This window comes from Streptomyces sp. NPDC016677 (genome assembly GCF_055562815.1).
In genome coordinates, this window is record NZ_JBVHEO010000004.1 from 170,951 (window position 1) to 197,245 (window position 26,295).

The 26,295-nt window shown below is 72.0% G+C and carries 13 protein-coding genes; 3 read left to right on the forward strand and 10 right to left on the reverse strand.

Annotated features, from left to right (window positions below; genetic code table 11):
• Nucleotides 1-207: 207 nt before the first annotated feature.
• From ACZ3IG_RS14200 to ACZ3IG_RS14215, 4 genes are all read right to left on the reverse strand, one after another.
• A complete protein-coding gene (locus tag ACZ3IG_RS14200) occupies nt 208-1,338 on the reverse strand; it encodes an alpha/beta fold hydrolase (protein ID WP_467431883.1) in 1,131 nt (376 codons plus the stop codon).
• A gap of 281 nt (nt 1,339-1,619) precedes the next feature.
• A complete protein-coding gene (locus ACZ3IG_RS14205; protein WP_467431884.1) occupies nt 1,620-1,952 on the reverse strand; it encodes a putative quinol monooxygenase in 333 nt (110 codons plus the stop codon).
• A 27-nt stretch (nt 1,953-1,979) separates the two neighbouring features.
• Nucleotides 1,980-3,509: an FAD-dependent oxidoreductase gene (locus ACZ3IG_RS14210; RefSeq protein ID WP_467431886.1), complete on the reverse strand. Its 1,530-nt coding sequence runs from the start codon at nt 3,507-3,509 to the stop codon at nt 1,980-1,982.
• A 47-nt stretch (nt 3,510-3,556) separates the two neighbouring features.
• On the reverse strand, nt 3,557-4,249 hold the full coding sequence (locus ACZ3IG_RS14215; protein WP_467431888.1) for a TetR/AcrR family transcriptional regulator: 693 nt from the start codon (nt 4,247-4,249) through the stop codon (nt 3,557-3,559).
• 782 nt (nt 4,250-5,031) lie between these two features.
• On the opposite strand from ACZ3IG_RS14215, the gene ACZ3IG_RS14220 reads away from it, so the two are divergent.
• Nucleotides 5,032-8,766 (forward strand): chondroitinase-B domain-containing protein, encoded by a 3,735-nt coding sequence (locus ACZ3IG_RS14220; protein WP_467431889.1) that lies wholly within the window; start codon nt 5,032-5,034, stop codon nt 8,764-8,766.
• 203 nt (nt 8,767-8,969) lie between these two features.
• On the opposite strand, the gene ACZ3IG_RS14225 is transcribed toward ACZ3IG_RS14220, so the two are convergent.
• Both ACZ3IG_RS14225 and ACZ3IG_RS14230 read right to left on the reverse strand, forming a co-directional pair.
• Nucleotides 8,970-9,770, reverse strand: a complete 801-nt coding sequence (locus tag ACZ3IG_RS14225; protein WP_467431891.1) for an FHA domain-containing protein — start codon at nt 9,768-9,770, stop codon at nt 8,970-8,972.
• 143 nt (nt 9,771-9,913) lie between these two features.
• Nucleotides 9,914-11,809, reverse strand: a complete 1,896-nt coding sequence (locus tag ACZ3IG_RS14230; protein WP_467431893.1) for a serine/threonine-protein kinase — start codon at nt 11,807-11,809, stop codon at nt 9,914-9,916.
• A 558-nt stretch (nt 11,810-12,367) separates the two neighbouring features.
• Here ACZ3IG_RS14230 and ACZ3IG_RS14235 point away from each other — a divergent pair.
• Nucleotides 12,368-13,093: a glycoside hydrolase family 11 protein gene (locus ACZ3IG_RS14235; protein ID WP_467431894.1), complete on the forward strand. Its 726-nt coding sequence runs from the start codon at nt 12,368-12,370 to the stop codon at nt 13,091-13,093.
• A 243-nt stretch (nt 13,094-13,336) separates the two neighbouring features.
• Here the strand turns inward: ACZ3IG_RS14235 and ACZ3IG_RS14240 are convergent, their stop codons facing one another.
• Complete coding sequence (locus ACZ3IG_RS14240; RefSeq protein ID WP_467431895.1) at nt 13,337-13,918, reverse strand: TetR/AcrR family transcriptional regulator; 582 nt, start codon at nt 13,916-13,918, stop codon at nt 13,337-13,339.
• A gap of 179 nt (nt 13,919-14,097) precedes the next feature.
• Here ACZ3IG_RS14240 and ACZ3IG_RS14245 point away from each other — a divergent pair, with 179 nt between their 5' ends.
• Complete coding sequence (locus tag ACZ3IG_RS14245) at nt 14,098-15,528, forward strand: MFS transporter (protein WP_467431898.1); 1,431 nt, start codon at nt 14,098-14,100, stop codon at nt 15,526-15,528.
• Nucleotides 15,529-15,636: 108 nt separating this feature from the next.
• Here ACZ3IG_RS14245 and ACZ3IG_RS14250 read toward each other — a convergent pair whose 3' ends face one another.
• The 3 genes from ACZ3IG_RS14250 to ACZ3IG_RS14260 form a co-directional block, all read right to left on the reverse strand.
• Nucleotides 15,637-22,773 (reverse strand): thioester reductase domain-containing protein, encoded by a 7,137-nt coding sequence (locus ACZ3IG_RS14250; protein ID WP_467431900.1) that lies wholly within the window; start codon nt 22,771-22,773, stop codon nt 15,637-15,639.
• Between the two features lie 53 nt (nt 22,774-22,826).
• Nucleotides 22,827-23,684, reverse strand: coding sequence for a class I SAM-dependent methyltransferase (locus tag ACZ3IG_RS14255; protein WP_467431903.1), 858 nt, complete (start codon nt 23,682-23,684; stop codon nt 22,827-22,829).
• A 113-nt stretch (nt 23,685-23,797) separates the two neighbouring features.
• The gene (locus tag ACZ3IG_RS14260; RefSeq protein ID WP_467431904.1) at nt 23,798-26,254 is read right to left on the reverse strand and encodes a lantibiotic dehydratase; all 2,457 of its coding nucleotides are present in this window, start codon (nt 26,252-26,254) and stop codon (nt 23,798-23,800) included.
• Nucleotides 26,255-26,295 lie beyond the last annotated feature (41 nt).

Genomic DNA, 26,295 nt, shown 5'->3' on the forward strand with positions numbered 1-26,295 from the left:
GCACTGGGTCCTGCGGCGACGGCGGCGATGAATGACCGGGGCGGCTGTGGGCGCCTGCGCGCCCGGGGCCGGGCATCCGACGTCGACCGTCAGGACGTGTGGCTTGGCGACCGAAGCGGGGAGTCGTTTCGGCGTGACTGCGGAAGTCGCCTCCTGACCGAGTTCGCAAGGTCGGCTTTTGGTGCCGTTCAGGACACGCCCACTCCCTCAGCGTGTGGTTCTGATCCAGTTCAGGATCCGGGCGTTCGTCTCCGGTGCGTTCCTGTGCAGTTGTACGTTGTGGCCGCTGTCGGGCACGACGATCGATGTGAGGCCGGCCAGGTCGGAGTAGTAGGGCCGTTCGTTGGCCAGCATCGTCTCGGGGGTGCAGGTGCCGGCGGTGCAGTACTGGTCCTTGTCGCCGGTGACCAGGAGGGTGGGCACTTCGATGGCGCGGGAGGGGGACTTGGCGGGGGGAAGGGGTGTGCTGTCGGAGTCCGCGGCGGTGCTGACGTCCTTGAGGCGTTCGTCGGCTTCGATGACGGCGGGGTCGGCGTTCGGGGGGTAGTAGAAGAACTGCCGCATGCCGGCGTTCGTGGTCAGGTAGCCGGGGTCGTTGACCGCGCCGCGGAACTTGGGGTCGTCCTTCGCCTTGATCTCGAATGGGATGTCCTGGCCGGGGCCGTCGTCGGAGGGCTCTTCGTCGCGCACGACGTGGCTCATGCTGGTGAGCACGAAGGCGTCCACGTCATGGGTGTACTTCGCGGCCTGGGCCCAGGCCATGGACGAGCCCAGCGAGTGGCCGACCCAGACGACCTTGTCGAACGCGCGGTCCTTGATCTGGCCGTCCCGCAGCTGGGTGATGACCTGGTGGAGGGCGTCGGTGCCGGTGTCGAGGGTGTACTGGGGGCTGGGCGGCAGCGTGCTCTTGCCGGTGGCGAGGCGGTCGATGTTGAAAGTGGAGAAGCCCGCGTCGAGTGCCGCGGAGACGTAGGAGTAGCGGCCGTCGGCGACCGGCATGTCGTAGTAGCTGTGGTTGTAGGTGGAGCCGGGGACCAGCAGCTGAACGGTCTTGCTGGTCGTGCTCTGGTGGCGCGGTCGGCACAGCTCCCCGTAGATGTGGGCGTTGCCCCTCTTCTTCACCGACACCGGGACCCGTACTTCGTAGCAGGCCGCGTCGGGGTGCAGCTTCTGCACGCTGCTGACGGGCGTGTGCGCGGTGCCCGCGTTGGCGGACGTCGCTGGCTCGCCTCGCTCGCTCATGATCACCGGTATGGCGATCCCCGTCGCCGCTACGGTCGTCAGCACGGCGGTGAAGGCTTTGGTCTTCGTCGAGAAGGTACGACGGCGTCCGGTCATGATCGTCTCCAAGAAGGGGGTCATGAAGGGTTCGAGGGCGGCTGAGGAACGGCCGGTGGGCGAGGACGGTGTGATCGCTCGCACCCTGCACGTCCGGCGTGAAGGCGGAGCGGAGGCGGCACGGGAGCGGCTCGGGCGGTGCGAGAGCGCGGGATGCCGGCGAGCTTCGTACAGGTGAGGTTGATGCCGCCGCGTTCCGCGCGGGTGCGCCGTGGGGAGGCCGGTGGTGTCAGCGGATACCGTCGACGGTTGGTCCGGCCCGCCCGGGCGGTCAACCGTCTTCATGGGATGCCCGGTGGGCCGGGCAGTGGTGCAGAGCGCGCGTAAGGGGCGCGGACCAGGGCGAGGGTGAAGTCTTCCTCCATCAGGGCGCCGATGCGGGCGTGCAGCTCGTCCCATGTGGGGTCGGCGTCCTGGGCGGCGAGGGCTTCGTCGCTCTTGAGGAATTCCATGGCCCACAGGGTGTCGGGGTCGTCCTCGGCGCGCGCGATGATGACCTTGTCGGTGGCGGCGGACTCGTCGCTCGACTTGGCGCACAGGGCGAACAGTTCAGCTCCCTTGCCGGGCTCGGCCTCGAACCGCAGGACCTTGCCGGGCCGGCTCGGGCCGATCACGCCGTGCTCCTCGCGCGTCGTGCACCGTCATGGACGGCGCTGGGCGGGGGTGAACCAGCGTGTGGCGGCCTGCTCGAAGGAGCTGGGGTCACGGTCTTCTGCTGCGGCCCAGGCCACGACGCCGTCCGGGCGTACGAGCACCGCTGTGAAGCCGAGGGCGTTGCGTGCCGGGCCGGACCGGTACACGATCTGGTCCTGGTGGCTTTTGGCCGCAGACCGCAGGGTGTCGTCGGCACCGAAGTCGAGCAGGACGCCCCGGCCGTGGCGCAGCAGGTCGCCGAGGCGGGTGCCGTCCTCGAAGCAGAAGTCCGGGGCGGTGCTGCCGACGAGGGGGTGGGTATCGCCCAGGTCGTAGCGGTGAAACAGGCCGGTCGTGCGCCGGTAGGCGAGGGTCGTGCCGTCGGTGGTGCGCAGCAGCTCATGGACCAGCTTGCGCAGCGCGGGTGCGTTGGGGCCCGGCTTCATGGTCGCCACCTGGGCGCGCGACCAGTCGAGGACCGCGGCGCCCACGGAGTGGCGTTCGCTCGTATAGGTGTCGAGCAGGCCCTCGGGTGCGGTGCCGCGCGCGGTCGCCGCGAGCTTCCAGCCGAGGTTCACGGCATCGCCAATGCCCAGGTTCAGGCCCTGGCCACCGAGCGGTGAGTGGATGTGCGCGGCATCTCCGGCCAGCAGGACGCGGCCGTTGCGGTACGTCGTGGTCTGCATGGCGCGGTCGGTGAAGCTCGATGCCAGACGCACCTCGCTCAGCGTCACGTCGGTGCTCGTGATACGGCGCAGGACCTCTTGGAGGTGCTCGCGGGTCAGCGGCTGCGACCGGTCGAAGGAGCCGCCGTCGAAATCCATCATGCCTACGTGACCGGGGAAGGGGGTGCGCAGGTACATGCCGTTGTCCGTCAGGTGGAAGCCGAGAGGCAGCTGGTCGGGGTCGGCGAAGGTGACCTGGGCGGCGTAGCCGGTGAACAGCGGGTCCGTGCCGACGAAGTCGAAGCCGGCCAGGCTGCGCACCGTGCTGCGTCCGCCATCACAGCCCACCAGGTAGCGGGCCTGGTGGTCGTGGCCGCCGGCGGTGACCGTGACGTGGTCGGCGTGCTGTGCCAAAGCCGTGACGGGCGTGCCGCGCAGGAGGTGCACGCCCAGCTCGGCTGCGCGTTCGGTCAGGATCGAGGTGACCGCCTCCAGGCTGGTCATGAAGCCTTCCATCGCCGGGCTGGGCAGCCGCCACGGGAGCGAGGCCACGTCGATGTCGGCCGCGTCCAGGCTCATGCCGGCGAAGTGGCTCACGTCGTGGGGGTCCGGTGCTTCGGTCAGGCCGGGGGCGGCGCCGACCTTGGCCGGGTCGGCGTGCGAGGCGCTGAGTACGGCATCCAGCAGGCCGCGGCGGTAGAACGTCTCGGCCGATCCCGCGCTCAGGCCCCGCAGTCCCAGGGGGAGCGCCTTCCATGCCGAGGTGGCTTCCTCGTCTCGCTCCAGGACCAGGACGGAGGCGCCGCCCAGGGCCAGCTCGGTGGCCAGGAACAGACCGACCGGGCCGCCGCCCGCGATCACTACGTCACGCATGAGGGATTCCTTTCTGAAACACACGGGGACGGGCCGACCGGGGCGGGTCAGCCGAGCCGGGTGAGGCCGTCGACGATCACGGTGATGCCGGTGAGGAACTGCTCGCGGTCGTCGTGAGCGTGTAGCTGAGAGACGACGGCGTGCATGAACGGGTAGTCCTCGGCGTCGAGGTCCTGCCAGGCCGCCTCGGTCGCGTCGAGGAACGCGCCGCGGTCGTGTGACCCGTCCGGAGTGTCGCCCTCCATCGCGGTGTTCTGGCTGACGGCGCCGAGGATGTAGTGCACCAGCGTCGACGCCGCGTCGAACCAGGAAGCCCGCGGCACGCCCAGCGCGCCGACCTGACGGCCGATCCGCTCGAAGATGCCGACCGTCACCGTCCCGAACGGCTTGCGGACCACTTGCCGGGTCAGGCGCGTCGCCAGCCACGGGTGCTCGGCGATCACGTCGAACAGCGCCAGCGCCACAGTGCGGATCTCATCCTCAGGCGAGGGCGAAACCGACACGGAGTCGGCGGCCAGAGCGGCGGTGACAAGCGTCTCGGTCGCCGCGTCCAGCAGATCGTCGCGGCTGCCCACCCGGTAGTAGATCGCTCCCGAGCCGGTGGACAGGCGCTCGGTGAGCGCCCGCGTCGTCATGGCGGCGTCTCCGCCCGCGTCGAGCAGTTCGATCGCCGTCTCGATGATCCGTTCGCGCGAGAGCACCTGGTTACGCCGCTCTGGGCGGGGACTTCTCGTTGCCATGCGTCCACCATGACACATTTGGAGCCTTGCACCAAGTTAGTTCGTCGATCCAAAAAAATGCTGTTACAGAGGAGACCTGCCATACCTGACGGGTTACGGCGACCCAGGTGGTCGACCTATGGCCCAGTGGGCGCGAAGCCGACGAACGTGAAGGGCGCGAACGGCGCGGTCGACGCGGACGAGCACGCCGAGACCAGCGGGACGGTGACGTTCGTGGCGAAGAAGGAGACGAAGGCGGCCCCGTCCGCCGGTCGCGCCCCGAGCCTGGCGAAGCCTGCGACCGGGCCGACCTGCGCGGATGGTTGCGCGGCAAGTGAATCGGCGTGCGGATCGCCCGCAAGGGCACTGAGTCCAGCGAGCGATGGGGGTGCCGACGGTGGGTCGTCGCGCTGACGATGTCCTGGCTGACCGGCTGCCGCGGTCTCAGCCCCCGCCACAAGCGAGATCCCCGCGACTGCCTGGCTCTTCTCGGTCTCGCTGCCGCCTGTGCCGCTGCAAGCGGCTCCTCCGCTCCTCCGTCTCACCACGCAGGACACGGTCCTGAGCCGTGTCAGCGGGCCTACGGCAGACAGGGCGACGGCGCACCCGGCATCGGCTTCGGCGCAGCGGTCTCCGGCCGTCGGTCACGAGGTGCGGGAGGGGTCCCGTCACACGTCTGACACGGTGGCCCCGCATGTGGAGCACCACCGCGAGGTGCGCCATCTCGCGGTTACCGACCACAACCGTCCGGCCCCGGACCAGCCGTCCCGATCGTCCGGGGCCGTCAATCGAAGCGAGGCCCTATGAGACGCATGTTGCACGGGTTGTTAGCGGGTGCGGCCGCCGTCGGAGTCTCGGGTGGTCTCCACCCGGTCGCGTCGGCCGCGGAACCCTCCCCGCTGGAGGTCAAGAGCGTCACGGCGAGCGCACATGACGGCAACGTCCCCGCCAACACCCTCGACAACAACCTCAGCACCCGCTGGTCCGCCGAGGGCGACGGGGTGTCGATCCGCTACGACCTCGGCTCGGCCCAGACGGTCGGATCGGTGTCGGTCGCCTGGCACCAGGGGGACCGGAGGAAGAGCACCTTCGACGTCCAGCTGTCCGTGGACGGATCGTCCTGGACCACGGTGGTGAACCGGAAAGCCAGCAGTGGCAGCACTCTTGAGCAGCAGAGCCACGACTTCACCGATGCCTCGGCCCGCTACGTGCGGATCGTCGGCCACGGCAACACGTCCAACGACTGGACCAGCATCACCGAGACGGACATCTACGGAGCCGATGGCGGCGGAGGCGACGGGGGCGGCACCTGCGCCTACCCGGCCGACGTACTGGACCTGACGGACTGGTACATCGGGCTGCCGGTGGGCGAGGAGGAATCGCCCACCAACGTCTACCAGCCGGAACTCGCCACGTACGCGAACGACCCGTGGTTCGTCGCGGCCGACGACTGCTCGGCCGTCCGATTCCGGGCCCCGGTCAACGGGGTCACCACCAGCGGCTCCAGCAACCCCCGCTCGGAGCTGCGGGAGATGACGGACTCCGGCAGGACCAAGGCGAGCTGGTCGTCCACGTCCGGCACTCACACGATGGTGATCGACCAGGCCATCACGGACGTTCCCGAGGGAAGGCCGTACGTCGTCGCCGGGCAGATCCACGACGCCGCCGATGACGTCACCGTCTTCCGTCTGGAAGGCAGCAAGCTCTACATCACCGCCGGGAACACGTCGCACCACCATCTGGTGACGGACGACTACGAGCTGGGTACGAGGTTCCAGGCGAAGTTCGAGGTCAGCGACGGCGAGACCAAGGTCTACTACAACGGCCGGTTGCAGACCACGCTGTCGAAGGACTACTCCGGCGCCTACTTCAAGGCCGGCGCGTACACACAGGCCAACTGCGGCAACTCGGACCCGTGCAGCGCCGACAACTACGGCCAGGTGAAGATCTACGACCTGGACGTCACACACGCGGACGGCGACGGTGAGGGCGACGGCGGGGGAGACGGCGGGGGAGACGGGGACCGGACCGAAGCCGCCGAGCGGTACGGCTGGGGCACACCGCTGCCGATCTCCGACGAGTTCACCTACACCGGCGCGGTCGACTCCGCCAAATGGGCGGTGCCCACGGGCGAGATCGGCGGTACCCAGGGATGTTGGGAGGGGCACGCGGGAAACGGCCGCCGATGCGCCAAGAACAGCACCGTCGCCGACGGAATGCTCACCATGCGCGGCGAGGCGAACGGCGACACGGGATGGCTCAGGCAGCAGCGTGACGCCCAGTACGGCCGGTGGGAGATCCGCTCGCGCTCACGGAACACCGGCCCGGACGGCGGGCTCTACCACGCGCTGCACCTGATCTGGCCCACTGCGGGCAACCGGCTGGAGAACGGGGAGTACGACTGGGTCGAGACGTCCGATCCCGCCGCACAGTGCCTCACCGCTTTCCTGCACTACCCGAAGAGCCCGACGGACGAGAAGGAGCGCAACGACCTCTGCCCCCTGGACATGACACAGTGGCACAACTTCGCGTTCGAATGGACACCGGACGCGTTGGTCGGTTACGTCGACGGGGTCGAGTGGTTCCGGGAGTCGGGCGGCGCGAACGCCGACCGGGGGGACATCCAGGCGATGCCCTCGGGGCACCTGAACATCCAGCTCGACAACTTCACCGGCGACAGCGGGCTGCGCCCGGCCGTGCTCGAGGTCGACTGGGTCCGGACGTACGACATCGAGCCCGCGGGCGAGAATCCCCCCGATCCCGGCGGGGACTCGCCGGTCGGGGTCGTGGGCGTCTCGGCGAGTCCCGACGACGGCAACGTTCCGGCCAACACCCTGGACAACGATCTCGCCACCCGCTGGTCGTCCCAGGGCGACGGTGCGTGGATCCGCTACGACCTGGGATCGGCGCGGACCGTCGGGTCGGTGTCGCTCGCCTGGCACCAGGGGGACAGCAGAAAGAACACGTTCGACGTCCAGGTGTCCGGCGACGGGTCGTCGTGGCAGACCGTCCTGTCCCGGACAACCAGCAGCGGCAGTACACGTGAGCAGCAGAAGTACGACTTCTCCGACACCTCGGCCCGCTACGTGCGGATCGTCGGCCACGGCAACACGTCCAACGACTGGACCAGCATCACCGAGACGGACATCCACCCAGCCGACGGCAGCGGCGGAGACGACGGAGAGCCGGGCCCGGCCCGCACGGTCCGGGTCGCGGACTCGGACGCGTTGAAGAGCGCGTTCGGGGACGCGCGGCCCGGGGACCGCATCGTGCTCGCGGACGGCTCCTACGCGATCGGCAGGATGACCGGCAAGAACGGAACGGCCGCCGAGCCCATCACCGTCGTCGCGGAGAACCGCGGCAAGGCGGTGATCGACGACGGGCAGTTGGAGGTGGCGGACTCCTCCTACGTCACCTTCGAAGGGCTGAAGTTCACGAACAGCGACACACTGAAGATCACCAGCTCCCACCATGTGCGGCTGACCCGCAACCACTTCCGGCTGACCGAGGAGTCCTCGCTGAAGTGGGTGATCGTCCAGGGTGCGGACAGCCACCACAACCGGATCGATCACAACCTGTTCGAGGAGAAGCACCAGCTCGGTAACTTCATCACCATCGACGGATCCGAGACCCAGCAGTCGCAGCACGACCGTATCGACCACAACCGCTTCAGCGACATCGGTCCCCGCGCGGACAACGAGATGGAGGCCATCCGGGTCGGCTGGAGCGGCATCTCCCGGTCGAGCGGATTCACCGTCGTCGAGTCGAACCTCTTCGAGAACTGCGACGGTGACCCGGAGATCGTCTCCGTGAAGAGCAACGACAACATCGTCCGCTACAACACCTTCCGCGCCTCCCAGGGCGTGCTGTCCCAACGGCACGGGAACCGGGGCGAGTTCTACGGCAACTTCTTCCTCGGCCAGGGCAAGGCGGGGACCGGCGGGATCCGCATCTACGGACAGGACCACAAGGTCTACAACAACTACTTCGAGGGTCTGACCGGCAGCGGCTATGACGCCGCCCTGCAGATCGACGGCGGCGACGTGGACACCTCGGGCGCGCTGAGCGCGCACTGGCGCGTCCACCGGGCGACCGTCGTGAACAACACCTTCGTGAACAACGCGTCGAACATCGAGATCGGCGCCAACTACACACTCGCCCCGGTCGACTCGGTCATCGCCCACAACGTCGTCACCGGCAGTGAGGGCAAGCTGATCAACGAAGTCAGGCAGCCCCAGAACATGACCTACGCCGGGAACATCGCGTGGCCGACCGGATCGGCGACCCTCGGCGTGTCCGTGCCCTCCGGCTCCGTCAGGGCGGTCGACCCGCTGCTCGCCTCCGACGGATCGCTGTATCGGATCGGTGCCGGGAGCCCGGCGATCGACACCGGCACCGGCGACCACGCCTTCGTGACCGACGACATGGACGGCCAGGCCCGCACCGGAGGCGTCGATGCTGGCGCCGACGAGCGGTCGGCGTCCACGATCACACGGGCCCCGCTCACCGCGGTGGACGTCGGCCCCGGCGCCGCGTAGGACGGGCGGAGGTACCGGTGGCGGGTCGGGCCCGTCACCGGTACCTTGCCGTCGCGCGGGGTGCTCCGGTCCGGCTCCGCCACCGGATGGTCGATCACCACCGTGCAACGGCCCGGGTGGCACCATGCCGACCCGACCGGGGCCGGCGGCTGCGGTCGCACCGGCGGGGGAGGCGCGTGAGCCCGTGTGCGTCGCGGATCCGGCTACGGCTGTCCTGCCGGTGTCTCGTCCGGCCCGTCGGGGGCGTCGTCCAGGAGGACCAGGTCCGGCGGCACGAGTGTCGTCGACTCGACCAGGCCCTTGAGCAGGTTGTGCAGCAGGCTGTTGTCGGAGGGGCGTTCCTCGGATCTGTCGTGCATCAGCGCGTACTTGAAGCCGGTACCGTGCAGCCGGCGGCGTACCGCCTCGATGCGGTACTCGATCCTGCGCTCGTTCCAGTTGCCGTCCGGGTGCAGATGGACGAGCTGCCGGGCGGCCATGGAGTAGGTCAGGGGCCGCGGATCCTCCTCGTAGAGCAGGTACCGCTGGCCCAGGACGACGAGGAGCAGCCGTTCGTCGTCGTCGAGGGCCCAGGTCTGTGGCCGCAGGGTGTCGGCCCGGCGACGGGAGACCGGGCCCTGGTCGTCGTAGTCGGCCACGTACAGCTCGACCAGGTGCTCGCGGTAGCCGGAGCCCTTGACGAACAGGGGGGTGTATCCGGTCGTGAGCGGCACGGGCTCGGTGGTGGTGTGCATCCATCGGCCGCGCGGCAGCCGCACGAGCTGACGTCCGGTGTTGCGCAGCCACCAGCGGTCCTGGCGGAACGTCAGCTCCCCGTGTCGCCGGCTCACTCGGAGGTCGTCGACACCGACCTCCAGGTCCACGTCGGGGCGCTCGCCCCGCCCGAAGCGGACGGTCCGTCCGGGGCTGGGCGGTATACGGAGGTCGCCGGTGACCGTGCGCGCGTGCAGGGTGCCGGGCGCGGTGGGCGCAACGCCGCGCGCGAGGCTGGTGGAGAAAGGCATCGCTGGTCTCCTCGGTGCGCGGGGCGCGGGACGCCTGCGGATCGGCAACGGTGGGACCTGCGGCCGGCCGGCCCCGCCTCACGTGCTCACCACGATGCGCCGATCCGCTCGGGACCCCTCCCGGAAGTGCCGGCCGGCCGGAATCAGGCGGCGGGCAGCTTCTCGGCGGCGGAGGCGGCGAGGTCGGTGGCCATGGCGCAGAGTTCGGCCACGGGACGCCGGCCGCCGGCATACAGGCGCAGCATCTCCGCGGCTGTCCCGGCGTCGTGGCCGCTGTACTCGCGGTAGGCGACGAAGACCGTGCAGGTTGTGCCGCCGTTGCCCTCCGGCACCACGACGGCGTCGCGGCCGCCCAGTCGGACGGGGTCGCCGTCACGCGCGGACTTGGGCTGGTCGCGGAAGAAGGAGATCCCCGCCTCCAGGTCGTCGACATCGCTGAACCACTCGCAGCTCCAGTGCGCGACGCCCGCCTCGGGCGCGTCGGCGGCGATGCCCGGCACGGCGGACAGGGCCTTGGCGTCGAGCAGCCCGCAGGCGTCCGACCAGGCCAGGGAGTCGTCCGGGTAGGCGGGCTCACGGCGGGGCAGCGGGCCCCGGTTGAGGGCGTCGGCGGCACTGCGGGCGGCGGTTTCGGCGACCGTGCACAACGTGGCCGCGCCGCCGGCCACCGTGCCCTCGCCGACGTCGACGCGGATCCGGACGACGTCGCCCGCCTCGCCCGGCTTCCCGTGGGACAGCAGGAGCCCGCACTCGCCCTCGGCCGGTGGCTCCTCCCGGACGGCGATCTCCCCGATGGTCCGGGAGGGAAGTGACACCTCCGGGGGCGAGCCGTCGCGCAGTTGGAACGACACGTCGACGCGGTTCCTGTCGTCGGTCTGGACGAGCACGTCACAGCGGTCGAAGTTGCCGTAGTCCACATCCACGTGGCTCTCGCCGAAACGGTCGAACGCCGAGGGACGGGCCAGGGCGCACACGTCGGCGGTGTGCGGATCGCCGATCAGGGACCGCGCCGCGCCCCGCAAGGAGCCGCCGGGAAGCTGCCGCTGGGCGGAGTTGCGGCCAGTCCCGCCCGCGGCGTCGTCGTCCCGGTCGCCGGAGAAGGTGCACAGCGCGGCCACCAGCGCGGCGCTCAGACCGAGCGCCGCGGTGAGTAACCACCATGGGCCGCGCGGGCGCCGGTCCTCGTCCTCGCCCACGGCTGCCAGGAGCCGCCACGCTTCGGCCGCCTCCGGGCGTCCCCCTGGATCGTGCCGCAACATGGCCGAGAGCACGGGGTACAGCGGGCCCACGGCATGGGCGTCGATCTCCACGACCCCCTGTTCCGCCTTCCAGTACGCCAGGCGGGCCCCGCCCTCGCCGCCGGTCCGGCCGGCACCTGGCCCGTCAGCGTGCCCTCCCGCGTCTCCGCGCGGTGGCGCGCCGGTGACCAGGGCATGGACCGTGGCGGCCAGGCAGAACACGTCCGAGGCGGGCAGGGGGACGTTCCCGCGGGCCAGTTCGGGAGCGGCGTAGTCGGGAGTGAAGCTGTACGGGCCGTTGGCCGTGATGGTCTCGGTGCCACCGACGCGGTATGCGGCGCCGAAGTCCAGCAGCTTGGCCGTGCCGTGCCGGGTGAGGCCGATGTTGGCGGGCTTGACGTCGCAATGGACGACCCCCGCCTCGTGCAGCGCGGCCAGTGCGGTGGCGAGCTGGGCGCCGATTCGGGCCGCCTGCCGGGGCGGCAGCGGCGGCGCGTGGTCCAGGCCGCCGGGCACGTACTCCATGACGAACCAGTACGTCGTGGCGGCGCCCTCCTCCGGCGCCTCGGTCACCACGTCGAACAGCGTCACGACGTGGGGATGGTCGCGGAACTTGGCCAGGGCCCGCGCCTCGCCCAGCAGCCGCAGCGCGGCCTCGCGGTCTCCCTCGATCCGCTGGGGTTTCAGCGCGACGTCCTGCCCCACCACGGTGTCGTGGGCGAGCCACACCTCGCCACCCCGCCCCGCGCCGATGACCTCTTTCACGACGTAACGGTCGGCCAGCTCGTCTCCGGGACGCACCCTGTTCCCTCCCCTTGCGCCGGTCCGGAAGGCACGCGGCCGTCCTGCCCGCGCATGAGGACGAATCTACTGGGTGAGGGAGGTGTGACACACGGTTTCCGCAGCGACGGTCGCGGACGTAGCCGCCTCGTACGCGGTGACGCGTGCCGGGCCGTTCGCGCGCAGGCGTTCCCGGCGGGGCCGCCGCAGTCGCGTCCGCACGCGCTCGAAAGTTTCGAAGCTCGCGCACGTGCTTGCGGTACGTTCCTTCCCTGTCTCTTCCCGTCCCTCGCACGTGCTTACCGGGGAGGCGGCTTGACCAGCGAAATTGTCCTCTCGGAGCCCTGCTCCGTGACGGATGTGTTTCCGAAAGGTTGCCGAAAGGATTGACAGGGTCATGGCGTTCTACGAACACTGTGGCCACCGGACGACAGGAGACCGTCGTTTCCCCCGCGCCACATGGCCGGGGACGGCGGTCGGTCGTCGCGGCACGACGACGGGCGACCCCCGCCGTGTTCCATGCAAGGCCGCGGACAGCAGAAACTGGCCGCCCCCCACCAGCCTTCATCGGGAGGACGCATGCAGAAGGACGGCACGCAGCAGGACCAGATCCAGCAGAACCCCGCTCCCTTCAGCGGCTTGAGCCGACGAGGCTTCCTCGGCGGCGCCGGCACGGTCGCGCTCGCCACCGCGTCCGGACTGTTGCTGCCCGGCACCGCCCAGGCCGCCACCACCATCACCACCAACCAGACCGGCTACGACGGCATGTACTACTCGTTCTGGACCGACGGCGGCGGCTCCGTCTCCATGACGCTCAACGGCGGCGGCAGTTACAGCACCCGGTGGACCAACTGCGGCAACTTCGTCGCCGGCAAGGGCTGGAACACCGGCGGGCGCAGGACGGTCCGCTACACCGGCTACTTCAACCCGTCCGGCAACGGCTACGGCTGCCTCTACGGCTGGACGTCGAACCCGCTGGTGGAGTACTACATCGTCGACAACTGGGGCAGCTTCCGGCCCACCGGCGAGTACCGGGGCACCGTCTACAGCGACGGCGGCACGTACGACATCTACAAGACGACGCGGTACAACGCCCCCTCCGTCGAGGGCACCCGCACCTTCGACCAGTACTGGAGCGTCCGGCAGTCGAAGGTGACCAGCGGCTCCGGCACCATCACCACCGGCAACCACTTCGACGCCTGGGCGCGCGCGGGCCTGAACCTGGGCCAGTTCAGGTACTACATGATCATGGCCACCGAGGGTTTCCAGAGCAGCGGGAGCTCGAACATCACGGTCAGCGGCTGACCTCTGCCCGGTGAACAACCGGTTGCGGGCTCCGTCCCCGTGGCGGATCCCGCAACCGCGGCGAACTCGCCGCCGCGGTGGGGGCTCCTCCGGCCGAAGGCGGGAGGCGGGCCGACCGGTTCGACGCGTAGTCAGCGCCGGCGTCGGCCCAGCCGGGGTTCTCCACCGCCGGCCCGCGCGGCGGGCGCGGGGGCGTCTCCGGGGCGTACGCGCGCCCGGTCGTGACCGCCTTCCGGGGCGGCGTCAGCCGGGATTCCCGCGGCCTGGCTCAGCCGTGTGATCCGGGCGCGGGCGCAGGCCGTCGAGCAGGATGGCGAGGTGGCGGCGCCAGTCGGTGACGCCGGCCAGGACGACCTGGGCGAGACCGATGTACAGCGGTGACATGTCGGCGGCGGTGAGGTCGGTGCGGACCGAGCCCTGTGCCTGGGCCCGCTTGAGCAGGGTGTCGTTGAGTTCGTCGAGTTCGGCGATCGCCTTCTCGTCGAACTTGCTGCCGCCGACCAGGGCCGTGACGGTCTCGACGTGGCCCCGGTCCTGCTCCTGCATGGTGGCGCAGTACTCCAGGGAACGCACGAGGCCGTTCCAGGGGTCGGGATCGGGGAGCACCTCCGTGCGCAGGAACTCGACGATCTGCCGGAAGCGGTGTTCCAGGATCGCCTGGGCCAGGGACTCCTTGGTCGGGAAGTGCCGGTAGACCGTTCCGACGCCCACGCCGGCGCGTCGGGCGATGTCGCTCATCTGCGCGTCGTGGCCGGTCTCGGAGAAGGCGGCGCGTGCCGCCTCCAGCACTTTCAGCCGGTTGCGAGCGGCGTCCGAGCGCAGCACTCCGCCCTCGGTGGGGCGGCTTTCGGCAGGGGGGCGGGCAGTGTTTGACAAGGGGAACCGCGCTTCCGTATCGTCTCGAAACGGAACCGGACATCCGATTCCGTATCCACTTTACCTCATCACCGGGAGCGTACCCCTCCATGGCCATGCCCACAGAACGGCCGTTATCCCCCGATCCCTTGCGGTGGAAGGCACTGGCGGTGCTGGCCGTCGCCCAGTTGATGGTGGTCCTGGACGCGTCGATCGTGAACGTCGCGCTCCCCTCGATCCAGCGGGACCTGGGCTTCAGCGACGCGAACGTGCAGTGGATCGTGAACGCCTACGCCCTTGCCTTCGGCGGGTTCCTGTTGCTCGGCGGCAGGACGGCCGACCTGTTCGGACGCCGCAGGGTCTTCGTCACCGGTCTCGGGCTGTTCTCCGTCGCCTCCCTCGTGGGCGGCCTGGCGCCCACGGCGGGCTGGCTCATCGCCGCACGGGCCGGCCAGGGGCTCGGCGCCGCGATCATCGCGCCCGCCGCGCTGTCGATCGTCACGACGACGTTCACGGAAGGCGCCGAACGCAACAAGGCCCTCGGGATCTGGGGCGCCCTCGCCGGAGCGGGCGGCGCCATCGGCGTCCTGCTCGGCGGTGTGCTCACCGAATGGGCCGGGTGGGAGTGGGTGATGTTCGTCAACGTGCCGATCGGCCTGGCCGCCGCCCTCCTCGCGCCCAGGTTCGTCCGTGAGAGCCGCGGCCAGGAGCGCACCGGCCTGGACATCGGCGGCGCCGCGCTCGTCACCGTCGGGCTGGGAGTCCTCGTGTACGCCCTCGTCGACGCCGAGCAGGCGGGCTGGGGCTCGGCCAGGACCATCGGCATGCTCGTCCTCTCCGCGGTGCTGCTCGGCGCGTTCGTCCTGGTGGAACTGCGGCTCGTCGCCCACCCGGTGATGCCGCTGAGGATCTTCCGCAACCGCAACGTCTCCAGCGCCAACGCGGTGTCGCTCCTGGTGGGCGCGGCACTGCTGTCGATGTTCTTCTTCATCTCCCTCTACCTCCAGGCGGTCCTCGGCCTCTCCGCCCTGGAGGCCGGGCTGTCCTATCTGCCGTTCTCGGTCGCGACGATCGTCGCGGCCGGCGTCGCCTCGCAGCTGGTGACGCGGACCGGCCCGAAGCCGGTGCTCGTGGGCGGCCTGGTGCTGACCACGGCGGGCCTGCTGCTGTTCACCCGGATCTCCCCGGACGGTACGTTCCTCGGCGATGTCCTGGTGCCGTCGGTGATCGCGGCGCTGGGACTGGGTTTCTCGTTCGTACCCGTCACGATCATCGCCGTCTCCGGGGTGACCCCGCAGGAGTCGGGGCTGGCCTCCGGGCTCATCAACACCGCCCAGCAGATCGGCGGAGCCCTGGGCCTGGCGGTGCTGTCCTCGGTCGCCAACGCGCGTATCTCCGGACTGCTGGCGGGCGGCCGTCCCGACGAGGCCGCCGTCGCGGACGCCACCACCGAGGGTTTCCGGCTGGCCTTCGCGGTGGGGGCCGGCTTCGCCCTGCTCGGTGTGGTGATCACGCTCGTCGCGGTGCCCCGGACGGACCGCTCGGCGAAGGACGGCGTTCCGGCACCGGCGGTCATGTGACGCGCCGCCCGTGACGCGTGCTCGGCGCTCCCCGACCCCGGCGCGCCGCGGCCCGGCCACCTCGCTTCTCAGGTGGCCGGGCCGCCTTCGGGTACGCGTGCGGGCGGGTCAGTAGGACAGCCCCGGGCAGTACACCCCCGACTCGGGGCCGGTGTAGGAGCCCCGAGTGATCAGCGTGTCGAGCCGCACCAGGGACAGACCCCGGTTCCGCATCGCCCACGACAGGGTTTCCGGATAGAGCCGCCCCGCGATCCGCAGCACCGGCTCGGGCCCGTCCGGGACGGCCCTCCGCAGCAGTTCACCGGCGCCCGCGAAGAGCGCCCGCAGGGCCGGCTCGGACCTGGTGACGGCATGGCCCAGGTCGGACAGCCCGGTCGTGTACCCGGCGATCCGGCCATCGGCCCGGTCCACCACCACATACGGAGCCGACCAGGCGAAGGCGTGCTTGGCGGCCATGTGGATCTCCCCGTCCCGGGCGTGGCCGTTGACCGTCCGGTACAGCTCCTGGCACACGGCGACGTCCGCCTCCTCAAGGGGACGCACCTCGAAACCCGCCATGACGGCGGGCGTCGGCGCGGCGAACCCCCGGACCACCGACAGCTGTTCGCGCGGGGCCATCCCGAGCGTCGCGTACAGCCGGTACGTCGGCAGGTTGCTGGCGACCTGCACCCCCCGCACGGACGTGAAGCCGAGACGATCGGCCGCCGCGAACGCCCCCTCCATCAGCGCCCGCCCGATTCCGCCCGACTGGGCGTTGACATCCACGCTGAGGGGCCCGACCGCCGCCACCGTCCCGCCCGACACCAGGAAGTTGGAGCCGACGACCGTCCCGTCGGCGTCCTCGGCGACCAGGGCGACACAGCCGGGCGCGGCGAAGCGACCGCGGAACAGCTCCTTCACCGCCTCCACCGACGGCCATTCCGGAGGCAGCCCCAGAGCGGTGCTCGTCGCGTTGAAGGCGTCGAAGCAGATCTCGGCCGCGCGATCGAGGTCGGCCGCGGTGGCGTCCCGCAGCCGCGGCCCCTGAGCGGGGGTCCCCGCGCGCACCACGCCGGGCTGCGGGAAGTAGCCGACGCGTACGAAGAACCGCACGTACTTCTCGAAGAGTTCGCGGGTCATGGGCGGGCACTCGATGCCCGTGCCGGCCAGCAGCTGCCGCGTCTCGGTCGTGTCGACGGTCAGGTAGTGGTTCCTGCCGCTGTAGATCGTCGACTCGAAGCCGTCGATCAACGGCACGATCGCGTTCTCACGGTCGGCTTTCACCCGGGCGACCCAGCGGTCCCACGGCAGTTCGTCGACCGGGTGGCCGAGGTCGCGCAGCGCGGTCATCATCTCGGCGAACGGCAGATGCGTCCGGTTCGCGATGTGGTGGGTGCCGCCTGCGGCCGGCTCCTCACGCGACAGCCGCACGATCGCCGCGCTCACGTGGTCGACCGGCACCAGATGGAAGACGCCCGCGGGGTCCGCGGGCGCCGCCCCCGCCTGCACGATGCCCTTGATGCTCAGCCACACGAAATCGTGGGTCTGGCAGAAGCCGCGGTCGGAGTCCCCGGATATCTCGTCGACCCGGTACACCGAGACGGGCAGGCCCCGGTCCCGGGCGAGCCCGATGATCTGCTCCGCCACCAGCTTCGTCTGCCGGTAGCCGGAGGACAGCGCCGACGCCGGGCCGGGGGTGTCCGTCACCTTCAGCGCCACCCCCGGCACGGCCTCGGCCGCGAACACGCCCGTCGACGACACGTGGTGGACGGGCACGGTCCGGTGCCGGGCCGCCAGCCGCAGGATCTCCTGAGTGCCCGACACGTTCGCGGCCCTGAGCGCCGAGTAGGGGTACAGACCGTTCACGGTCGCCGCCGCGTGGTAAACGGCGTCGACGGTACGGGCCAGTTCGTCGAACCGCTCCGGGGTCAGCCCCAGCAGCGGTTCGGCCAGGTCGCCGACGACGACCGAGATCCGTGCGGTGTCGATGTCGTCCCAGAACTCGTACCACTCCAGGTTGGCCCGCAGCCGGCCCAGCGCCTCCGCCTCGTCCGCGCCGCGCACCAGGCAGCGTACCCGCGCGCCCGTCGTGCCGAGCAGCTCCCGCAGCAGGTAGGCGCCGAGGAAGCCGGTCGCGCCGGTCAGCAGCACCTCGCGCGGGTCCGCGGCGACCCGGACCGTGGTGTCCGCGGGCACGATGTCCTCGTCGAGCGCGACCTCCGCCGCGAAGTCCACCTCATCGAGGTCTCGTTCGCCGCTCGCGGTCTCGCTCAGGACCTTCGTCAGCACATGGTCGGCGAGCACGGCCAGGCTCGGGAACTCGAACACCAGCGTCGCCCGCAGCCTCAGCCCCGTCAGATCACCGAGCTGATTGCGCAACTCCACGGCCGTCAGGGAGTCGAAGCCCATCTCCGTGAACGGCTGGTCGGGGTCGATCTCCGTGGGGTCGCCGTGACCGAGGACGGCGGCGACCCGGGCGGCCACCCGCTCCATCACGTACAGCAGCTGCTTGTCCTCGTCCAGCCCGGCCAGTCCCGCCGCGAGGGCGGCGGTCGCACCGGCCGGGCGCCGCTCGGCCGGCGCCCCGGTGGTCACCGCGGGCGGCTCCGCGGTCTCGCCCGGGGCCGCCGGCGCACCGGCCGGCAGGACGGGCGCGGCGCCGTCCGAGGGGACCCGCGACCGGAGCGGCAGCCAGTACCTGCGGCGCTGGAAGGCGTACGTGGGCAGGGTGACGTGCCGTGCTCCGGTCCCCGCGAAGAACCGTTCCCAGTCGACGGGGACACCCACCGTGTGCAGCGCGCCGAGGGCGGCGACCGCCGTCTCCGCCCCGGGCCGGTCGCGGCGGGCCAGCGGCACCGCCGTGTGGCCGTCGTCACCGAGGATGTCCTTGGTCAGTGCCGTCAGCACCCCGTCCGGCCCCAGCTCGACGAACACGCCGTGACCCCGCTCGCGCAGGGTCCGGACCGCGGGCGCGAACCGGACGGCGGCACGCGGTTGTCCGGCCCAGTAGTCAGGGGTCAGCAGCGCGGGCCCGGCCGGTTCCCCGGTCACGGTCGACACGATCGGCAGCGACGGCTCCCGGTACTCCAGAGCGCTCGCCACGGTGCGCAGACCGTCCCGGGCGGCGTCCATGAGAGGGGAGTGGAAGGCGTGGCTGACCGTCAGCCGCCGTGTCCTGCGCCCCAGCTCCCCGAGCCGTGCCGCGATCGACAGCACCGCGTCCTCGTCGCCGGAGACCACCAGCGAGGCGGGCGCGTTGAGCGCGGCGATCCCCGCCCGGTCCTCCAGCCCGGCGAGCAGCGGCAGCACCTCCTCCTCGGTCGCCTCCACCGCCACCATGGCCCCGCCCTCGGGCAGCGCCTGCATCAGCGCGCCGCGGGCGGTGACCAGCCGGGCCGCGTCCGGCAGCGACAGTACGCCCGCCACGTGGGCGGCCGTCACCTCGCCCACGGAGTGGCCCGCCAGGGCGTCCGGCCGCACGCCCCACGCCTCCAGGAGGCGGAACTGGGCGGTCTCCAGGGCGAACAGGGCGGGCTGGGCGAAGACCGTCCGGTGGATCCGCCCGTCGTCGGCCGTGCCCGGCGGGGCGAGCAGCAACTCCCGCACCTCCCGGTCCAGATGGCCGCACACCTCGTCCAGGGCGTCCGCGAACACGGGGAACGCCTGGTGCAGGGCGCGGGCCATGCCCAGGCGCTGGGCGCCCTGGCCGGTGAAGAGGAACGCGGTGGACGGGTTCGGGGAAACCGTGGCCGTGACGGTCCCCGCCGCGGGCTCGCCCGCCGCGAGCGCGGACAGACCCCGCAGCAAGTCCTCGGTGCCGTTCGCGACGACGGCGGCCCGGTGGTCCAGGCCGGCCCTGGACAACGCCAGGGTGCGGCCCACGTCCACCGGGCGGGCCCCCGGCGCGCCGCGCAGGAACGTCTCCAGCCGGCGGGCCTGGTCGCGCAGGGCGGCGGCCGACCGGGCGGACAGCAGCCAGGGCAGGTACGCCGCCCCGGCGTCCGCGGCGGGCCCGGTCGCCCCAGCCTCCTCCCCCTCGGCTCCCGGCGCCTCCTCCAGGACCACATGCGCGTTGGTTCCGCTGATGGCGAAGGACGACACGCCCGCGCGGCGGGGGCGGTCCGCGGCGTCCCACGCGCGGGCCCGCGTCAGCACCCGTATCCCGCCCGCGGACCAGTCGACGTGGCGGGAGGGCCGGTCCACGTGCAGGGTGGCGGGCAGCGTGGCGCGGCGCATGGCCTCCACCAGCTTGATGACGCCCGCCACGCCGGCGGCGGCCTGGGTGTGCGCGATGTTCGACTTCACCGATCCCACCCACAGGGGCCGTTCCGGGTCCCGCCCTCGACCGTATGTCGCGAGGATCGCCCCGGCCTCGACCGGGTCGCCGAGGGCCGTGCCCGTGCCATGGGCCTCCACCAGGTCCACCTCGGCGGCGGCGACCCGCGCGTTGGCGAGCGCCTGAGTGATCACCCTCTGCTGGGCCAGACCGTTGGGGGCGGTGAGCCCGTTGGACGCGCCGTCCTGGTTGACCGCGCTGCCCCGGACCACCGCCAGCACCGGGTGGCCGGCCCGCCGGGCGTCGGAGAGCCGTTCCAGCAGCAGGACACCGGCACCCTCACCGAACGCCGTGCCGTCCGCGGTGTCGGAGAAGGCCTTGACCCGCCCGTCCGGGGCGAGTCCCCGCTGCCGGCTGAAGGTGATCATGTCGTCCGGGGTGGACATCACCGTGACCCCGCCGGCCAGCGCGAGCGACGACTCGCCCGAGCGCAGCGACTGGCACGCCAGATGGAGCGCCACCAGGGACGCGGAGCACGCCGTGTCCACCGTGATGGCCGGTCCCTCCAGGCCCAGGGTGTACGCGACCCGCCCCGACATGACACTGCCGGACGTCGCGAACCCGAGGTAGCCCTCGTACTCCGAGGCGGGCGCCGCCAGGGTGCTGTAGGTCTGTCCCTTGCTGCCGACGAAGACCCCCGTGCTGGTCCCCGCCAGCCGGGCCGGATCGATGCCCGCCCGCTCGAACACCTCCCAGGCGATCTCCAGCAGCAGCCGCTGCTGCGGGTCCATCGCCGTCGCCTCACGCGGGCTGATGCCGAAGAAGCCCGCGTCGAAGCCGGCCGGGTCGGACAGGAACGCACCCCGCGACACATAGCTGGTGCCCAGCCGGTCCGGGTCCGGGTCGACGAGGTCCTCCAGGGGCCAGCCCCGGTCGGTGGGGAACTCCGAGGTGGCGTCCCGGCCCTCGGCGACCAGCTCCCACAGGTCCTCCGGGGACGCGACGCCGCCGGGGTAGCGGCACGCCATCCCGATGATCGCGACGGGCTCGTCCGTGCCCGCCGCCCGGGCCGGGGCCGCCGGTGCCGGACGGGCCGAGGGGGAGGAGCCGGACAGCTCCGCCAGCAGCCGGTCCGCGAGCGACGCCGGCGTCGGGTGGTCGAAGACCACCGTGGCGGGCAGCCGCAGTCCGACCGCCGCGGTCAGCCGGCCGCCGAGCGCCACCACGGCCTGCGAGCCCAGCCCGAGGTCGACGAACGGCCGGTCGTGCGCGACCCGCGTGCCCTCCTCCAGCCCGAGTGCCCGCGCCACCTCGTCGAGCACGAGGTCCGACACGGCGCGGGCCCGTTCGGCCGGCGGCATCCCGGCCGTCCGCAGCCGCCGCGCGCCGTCACGCTCCCCGTCCCTCCCGTCCCCCTCCGCACCGAGCAGCGCGGCCGACCCGAGCAGCCGGCCCCCCGCGTCCGCCAGCAGATGCCGGGTGATCTTCCCCGAGGCGGTCCTGGGGATCCGCTCGACGGTGTACAGCCGTTCGGGCACCTTGAAGTACGACAGCCGGTCACGGCAGTGGGCGAACAGCGCCTCGGCGTCCACCCCGCCCTCACCCGGCACCACGTATCCGACGGGCACCTCGCCGAGTACGTCGTGCGGCTCCGCGCCCACCGCCGCGTCGGCCACCCCCGGAACCTCGCGCAGCACCTCGTCGATCTCGGCGGGGTGGATGTTCTCGCCGCCGCGGATGATGAGTTCCCTCAGCCGGCCGGTGAGGGTCAGGTGCCCCAGCGCGTCACGCCGCGCCAGGTCGCCGGTCCGGTACCAGCCGTCGCGCAGCACCTCGGCCGTCGATTCGGGGCGCCCGTGGTAGCCGAGCATCACGTTGGGGCCGCTGACCCAGACCTCGCCCTCCGCGCCGGCCGGCACGTCGGCCCCGGTGCCGGGGTCGGCCAGGCGGAAGCGCACACCCGGTACGGCAGGGCCCGCGGAGCCGTGCACCCGGTCGCCCGTCGGCCGGTTGGAGGTGATCGCCCCCGTCTCCGTCGAACCGTACTGGTCGACCAGCGGAACACCGAAGGTCTCCTCGAACCGGGCGCCCAGCGAAGCGCCGCTCGCCGAGCCCGCCACGAAACCGAGCCGCAGCGCGGGCAGTTCGAGGTTCTCCTGCCGCGCCCGGTCCAGCAGGTAGTGGTACGTCGTCGGCACACCGGCGAGGAACGTCACCCCGTCCGACCGCAGCGCCTCCAGCACGTCGGAGGCGGCGAAGCCGTTCATCAGCCGGGCACGGGCGCCCACGGCGATCACGCCCATCACGCACAGGTTCTGGCCCAGGCCGTGGAAGAGCGGCATCGGCCAGAGCACCCGGTCGTCCTCCGTCATGCCGAGCACCGGCACATGGCAGGCCTCCACCAGCCAGAGCGAACTGCGCAGCGAGTACAGCACGCCTTTGGGACGGCCGGTCGTGCCCGACGTGTACAGCATCCACGAGGGCGCGTCGAGGGCGTTCTCCCGCGGTGCGGGCCCCTCCGGCCCGGAGGCCGCCAGCGACTCGTACTCCACCGTGCCCTCCGGCACACCGGAGTCCGGGGGGATCTCCCCGGTCAGTACGATCCGCGGGCCCGGCCGGCCTTCCAGGACTTTCAGCAGCCGCTCCAGCCGGGGCGGATCGCACAGCACCACCGACGCCCCGCTGTCGTCGAGGAAGTGGGCGAGCTCCGCCTCCGACGCCTGCGGGTTCAACGGTACGGCGACACCGCCCGCCCGGATGACGGCCAGCGAACTCTCCACCGCCTCCACGGTGTTGCCCATCAGGATGGCGGCGCGCCCGCCGCCCGCCGCCCCGAGGAGCGCCAGATGTCCCGCCAGCCGAGAGGTGCGCCGGTCCAGTTCTCGGTAGGTGACGCCGCGCCGCGCGTCGTAGAAGGCGGTACGGTCCCCGATCCGGGCGGCGTGGTCGCCCAGCAGGCCGGACAGCGGCCGGATGATCTCAGTACGCATTCCTCGCACCTCTCGGCTTCGTGCTCAGGGTTCGCTTCGGGGAAGGGGGGCCGTCAGCGGACGGCCCGCACGGTCCTGGTCGGGCAGGAGAACTCGAGGGAGCCGTCGGGCCCGGCGAGCACCCGCAGCGCCTCGCGGGCCTCGTCGGTGGCCTCCGCCTGCCGTTCCTCGGGCACCAGGTCCCACTGGACGCGCGTGGTGACCGTCCGGGTCCAGACCAGGTAGTCGTCGATCGTCTCGAAACGGGACTCGGCCGGCACATGGCTGATGTCGACCTCGCGGAAGCCCGCCGCACGGAACGCCGCCTCCGTCGACTCGGCGCTCATCAGCGGACCGCCCAGCCCGAGCACCACCTTCCACGGGTCCTCGACGCCCTCGGGCAGATAGCGGGCCAGCACACCCGAGAGGATCTCCGCCGACTCCCAGCCCGTCGCCAGGCGGCCGTTCTCGGTGGGGAAGGTGGTGGCCGCGAACCGCCCGCCGGGACGCAGCGCGGCGTGCACGCAGGCCAGCGCCTTCTCCGCGGCCGGCAGCAGGAACAGCACCATCCCCGCGCTCGCCGCGTCGAACGGCTCGGCGAAGGAGAAGTCCTGCGCGTTGCCCAGCTCGGCCCGCGCCCGGCCCTCCAGACCGCGGGCCCGGATGTCGGCGGCACAGGCGTCGACCATGCCCTGCGCCTGGTCGATGCCGAGGACGAAGCCCTCCGGGCCCACCTGGTGCGCCACCGGGAACAGGCAGGCGCCGCGCCCGCAGCCGATGTCGAGCACGCGTTCGCCCGGCCGCAGGTCCAGGGAGTCGGCGACCAGCTTGCCCAGCGGGTGGAAGAGCATCTGCCCCGCCGAGTCGTACTGTTCCGCGGACTTGTCGTACGCGTCCCTGACCAGGTTGGTGATACGTCGGTCGTCGTTCACGATGCGTTTCTCTCCTCGATGTGTGTCACTTGTCGGAAAACTGTTGTCCGTCGCCCGGCCGGAAACGCGCCGAGCCGTTTTCTCCGATTCCGGAAACACGCGAGCCGGGCGGCTCACGCATTCCGTACCGGACTCACCACGAATCCGAGCCGGACCTCGGCGCAATGCGGCCGGCCGTCCACCCGCCACCACAGCGCGTCGGGTGTGGGCAGCATTTCGGAGACGAGCACCTCGTCCTCCACGAGCCGCGCCAGGTCCAGGACGGCGAGCGGATCCGCGAAATCCACGTACAGCGGCTTCGGTTCCGCCGGGTGCTTCACGTAGACGTGCCGGGGCAGCGCGTGCTCCGCCCGCAGCCGCTGCATCGCGCACCACCGGCCGTGGTCGTCAGCGGCCCGGGCCGGCAGCCGCAGACGCCAGCGCGCGCGCTGCACCACGACCCCCTCCACCGTGATCCGGGGGGTGTAGGCGCCGAGGTCCACCGGGACGGGCACCAGGGCCGGCCGGGAGACCGCCCGGTGCAGCGGGGACGACATGTCCCCCGGGTACAGCAGCCTGCGCCGCCCGCCGACCAGCACCGCGTCCCCGGACGCCGGCACGGTGACGTCGGCGATGGGCACCGTCTCGGCCCGGTCCTTCGCCGACAGCCCGCTCAACTCGATCGAGATCCCCGGAAGTTCGGGTGTCACGTGGGCGCTGCGCCTGCGGGAGACGATCGTCGCCGACGTCTCCGGGGGCAGCGCCCCGCTCACCCGCTCGGTGAAGCCGGCCCACAACCCGTCGGGGTCGCTGTGCAGCGGCCGTTCCAGACCGCCGAAGACGGAGCTGCAGTCGTCGTGCATCTCCGACAGCACCCAGGTCGCGGTGGACGGATCGGGCCCCACGGCCATCAGGTCGGGACTGGGCAGGCACGCGTCGCCGGGCCCGTAGGAGACCGTCTCCCACAGCGGCGCCATCGCCTCGTCCAGGTCCCGCGCCCGGAGTTCCACGACGGCCGGACGGCCCCCGCCGGAGGCGGCCGCGGCCCGTTCGGCCGCCGCGGACACCACGTGGCGCAGCACGCTGTCGAGCCGTCGCCGGCGCTCACCTCGCACGGGGACGTCCCGTACGGCCAGGGCCGCCAGTGAGCCCGGTTCGCCCCCGAGCGCCCGGCGCAGCCCGTCCCGGGCGTCCTCCCGCGCCAGCAGCGCGGCGAGGAACGACAGCGGGAACACGGCCTCGGTGACCTGCCGCAGCCGCTCGACGACCGGCCCGCCGAAGGCGACCCGCTCGCTGAACGGGCTGGACCTGTCCTCGTGGAACAGTTCCCGGTCCGCGTAGTGCCGCCCGCCGTCGCGCGACACCTCGCCGCCCGAACGCCGGCTCACCTCCCACGCCGCCTCCAGGTGCCCCGCGCGCCCGGGCCAGGCGGCCTCGGCGTACTTGTCGCGGTATTCGGCCAGCTCCACCGCGTCGGCCGTCGGATGCTCGGCGGCGATCCTGGTCAGCGCGTGCAGTTCGGTCGCCGGGAGCCGCCACGGCGACACGACGAGCGCCGGCCCCAGAGCCTTCACCAGCCGCGCCGCGTACTCCTCCGTGGCGCCGGCCGCACCGGCCGCCGCGAGCAGCGTGTCGAGCCGCTCCCCGGCACCCGCGCGGGCGGCCCGCCAGAGCGCCAGCGCGGGCTCGGCCACCGTGAACCGGCGGCCGTCCACGGTCCGTTCCAGCCCGGCCCCCGGCACCGGCTCGCGGAACAGCGGGCTCGGCCACACGCGCCGCCGGGCCAGCGGCACCCCGGCCACCGCCTGCTCCCTCAACTGCTCCACGAGCCAGGCGCTCGCCTCCACCACGACGCGCTCCGGGCCGGCCGGGCCGACCAGCACCGGCTCCGGCTGTCCGGGCAGCAGCCGGGCGAAGAGCACCGGCCCGAAGAACGACACTGTCTCGCACTTGGTGGCGAACCGCCGCAGATAGCGGTGCAGGGTGTCGAGGCGGCGGCGCAGTCCGCGCGGCAACTCCGCGCCCCCGGCGGCCCAGCCGGCGTGCGCGGCCGGGGGGGTGTCCAACGCGGTCCGGAAGAACGCCGGGTTCGACACGAACACCGCGTGCCGGACGGCCTCCAGCCCGCCCGCCTCCGCGGTGCGCAGCCTCGCCCGCCGCAGGGCGGCCGTGAACGCCGCGCGCGACGTCTCCAGGCGCTCCTCACGGGCCGCGACGAGGGCGTTCCAGCGGGGTGCGAAGTCCGGCAGCCCGGTGGCGTCCAGGACCTCGGCACAGCGCTCGTCCAGCGCGGCTCCCTCCTCGACCGCGGTGCGGCAGCGGTGCAGGGCGCGCAGCGAGCGCTGCCGGGGTTCGACACCGCGCACCCGCTCCCGCAGCCCCGCCCAGCGCTCGTCCAGGAAGCCCGCCCGTTCGGCGGCCACGGCACCCTCCGACGCGAGCAGCCCGGCGGCGTCGTCGAGGAGTTCCGGGAACGCCAGCCCGTCCAGCAGCCGGACGGGGAAACCCGTCGTCCGCAACAGCGACCAGGGCATGGCCTCGACGGCGAGCTCCCCGTCCCCCGCCGGTACGTTCCATGTCAGTGACGGCATGCCGGATCTCCTTGCCGGTCTCGCTTTTCGAAGTCGACTCC

Excerpts from the sequence above, each read along its gene's own strand:
- ACZ3IG_RS14225 (WP_467431891.1), bottom strand. The coding sequence starts at position 9,770 with ATGCCTTTCTCCACCAGCCTCGCGCGCGGCGTTGCGCCCACCGCGCCC.
- ACZ3IG_RS14220 (WP_467431889.1), top strand. The coding sequence starts at position 5,032 with ATGAGACGCATGTTGCACGGGTTGTTAGCGGGTGCGGCCGCCGTCGGA.
- ACZ3IG_RS14260 (WP_467431904.1), bottom strand. The coding sequence starts at position 26,254 with ATGCCGTCACTGACATGGAACGTACCGGCGGGGGACGGGGAGCTCGCC.
- ACZ3IG_RS14210 (WP_467431886.1), bottom strand. The coding sequence starts at position 3,509 with ATGCGTGACGTAGTGATCGCGGGCGGCGGCCCGGTCGGTCTGTTCCTG.
- ACZ3IG_RS14235 (WP_467431894.1), top strand. The coding sequence starts at position 12,368 with ATGCAGAAGGACGGCACGCAGCAGGACCAGATCCAGCAGAACCCCGCT.
- ACZ3IG_RS14200 (WP_467431883.1), bottom strand. The coding sequence starts at position 1,338 with ATGACCGGACGCCGTCGTACCTTCTCGACGAAGACCAAAGCCTTCACC.
- ACZ3IG_RS14250 (WP_467431900.1), bottom strand. The coding sequence starts at position 22,773 with ATGCGTACTGAGATCATCCGGCCGCTGTCCGGCCTGCTGGGCGACCAC.
- ACZ3IG_RS14215 (WP_467431888.1), bottom strand. The coding sequence starts at position 4,249 with ATGGCAACGAGAAGTCCCCGCCCAGAGCGGCGTAACCAGGTGCTCTCG.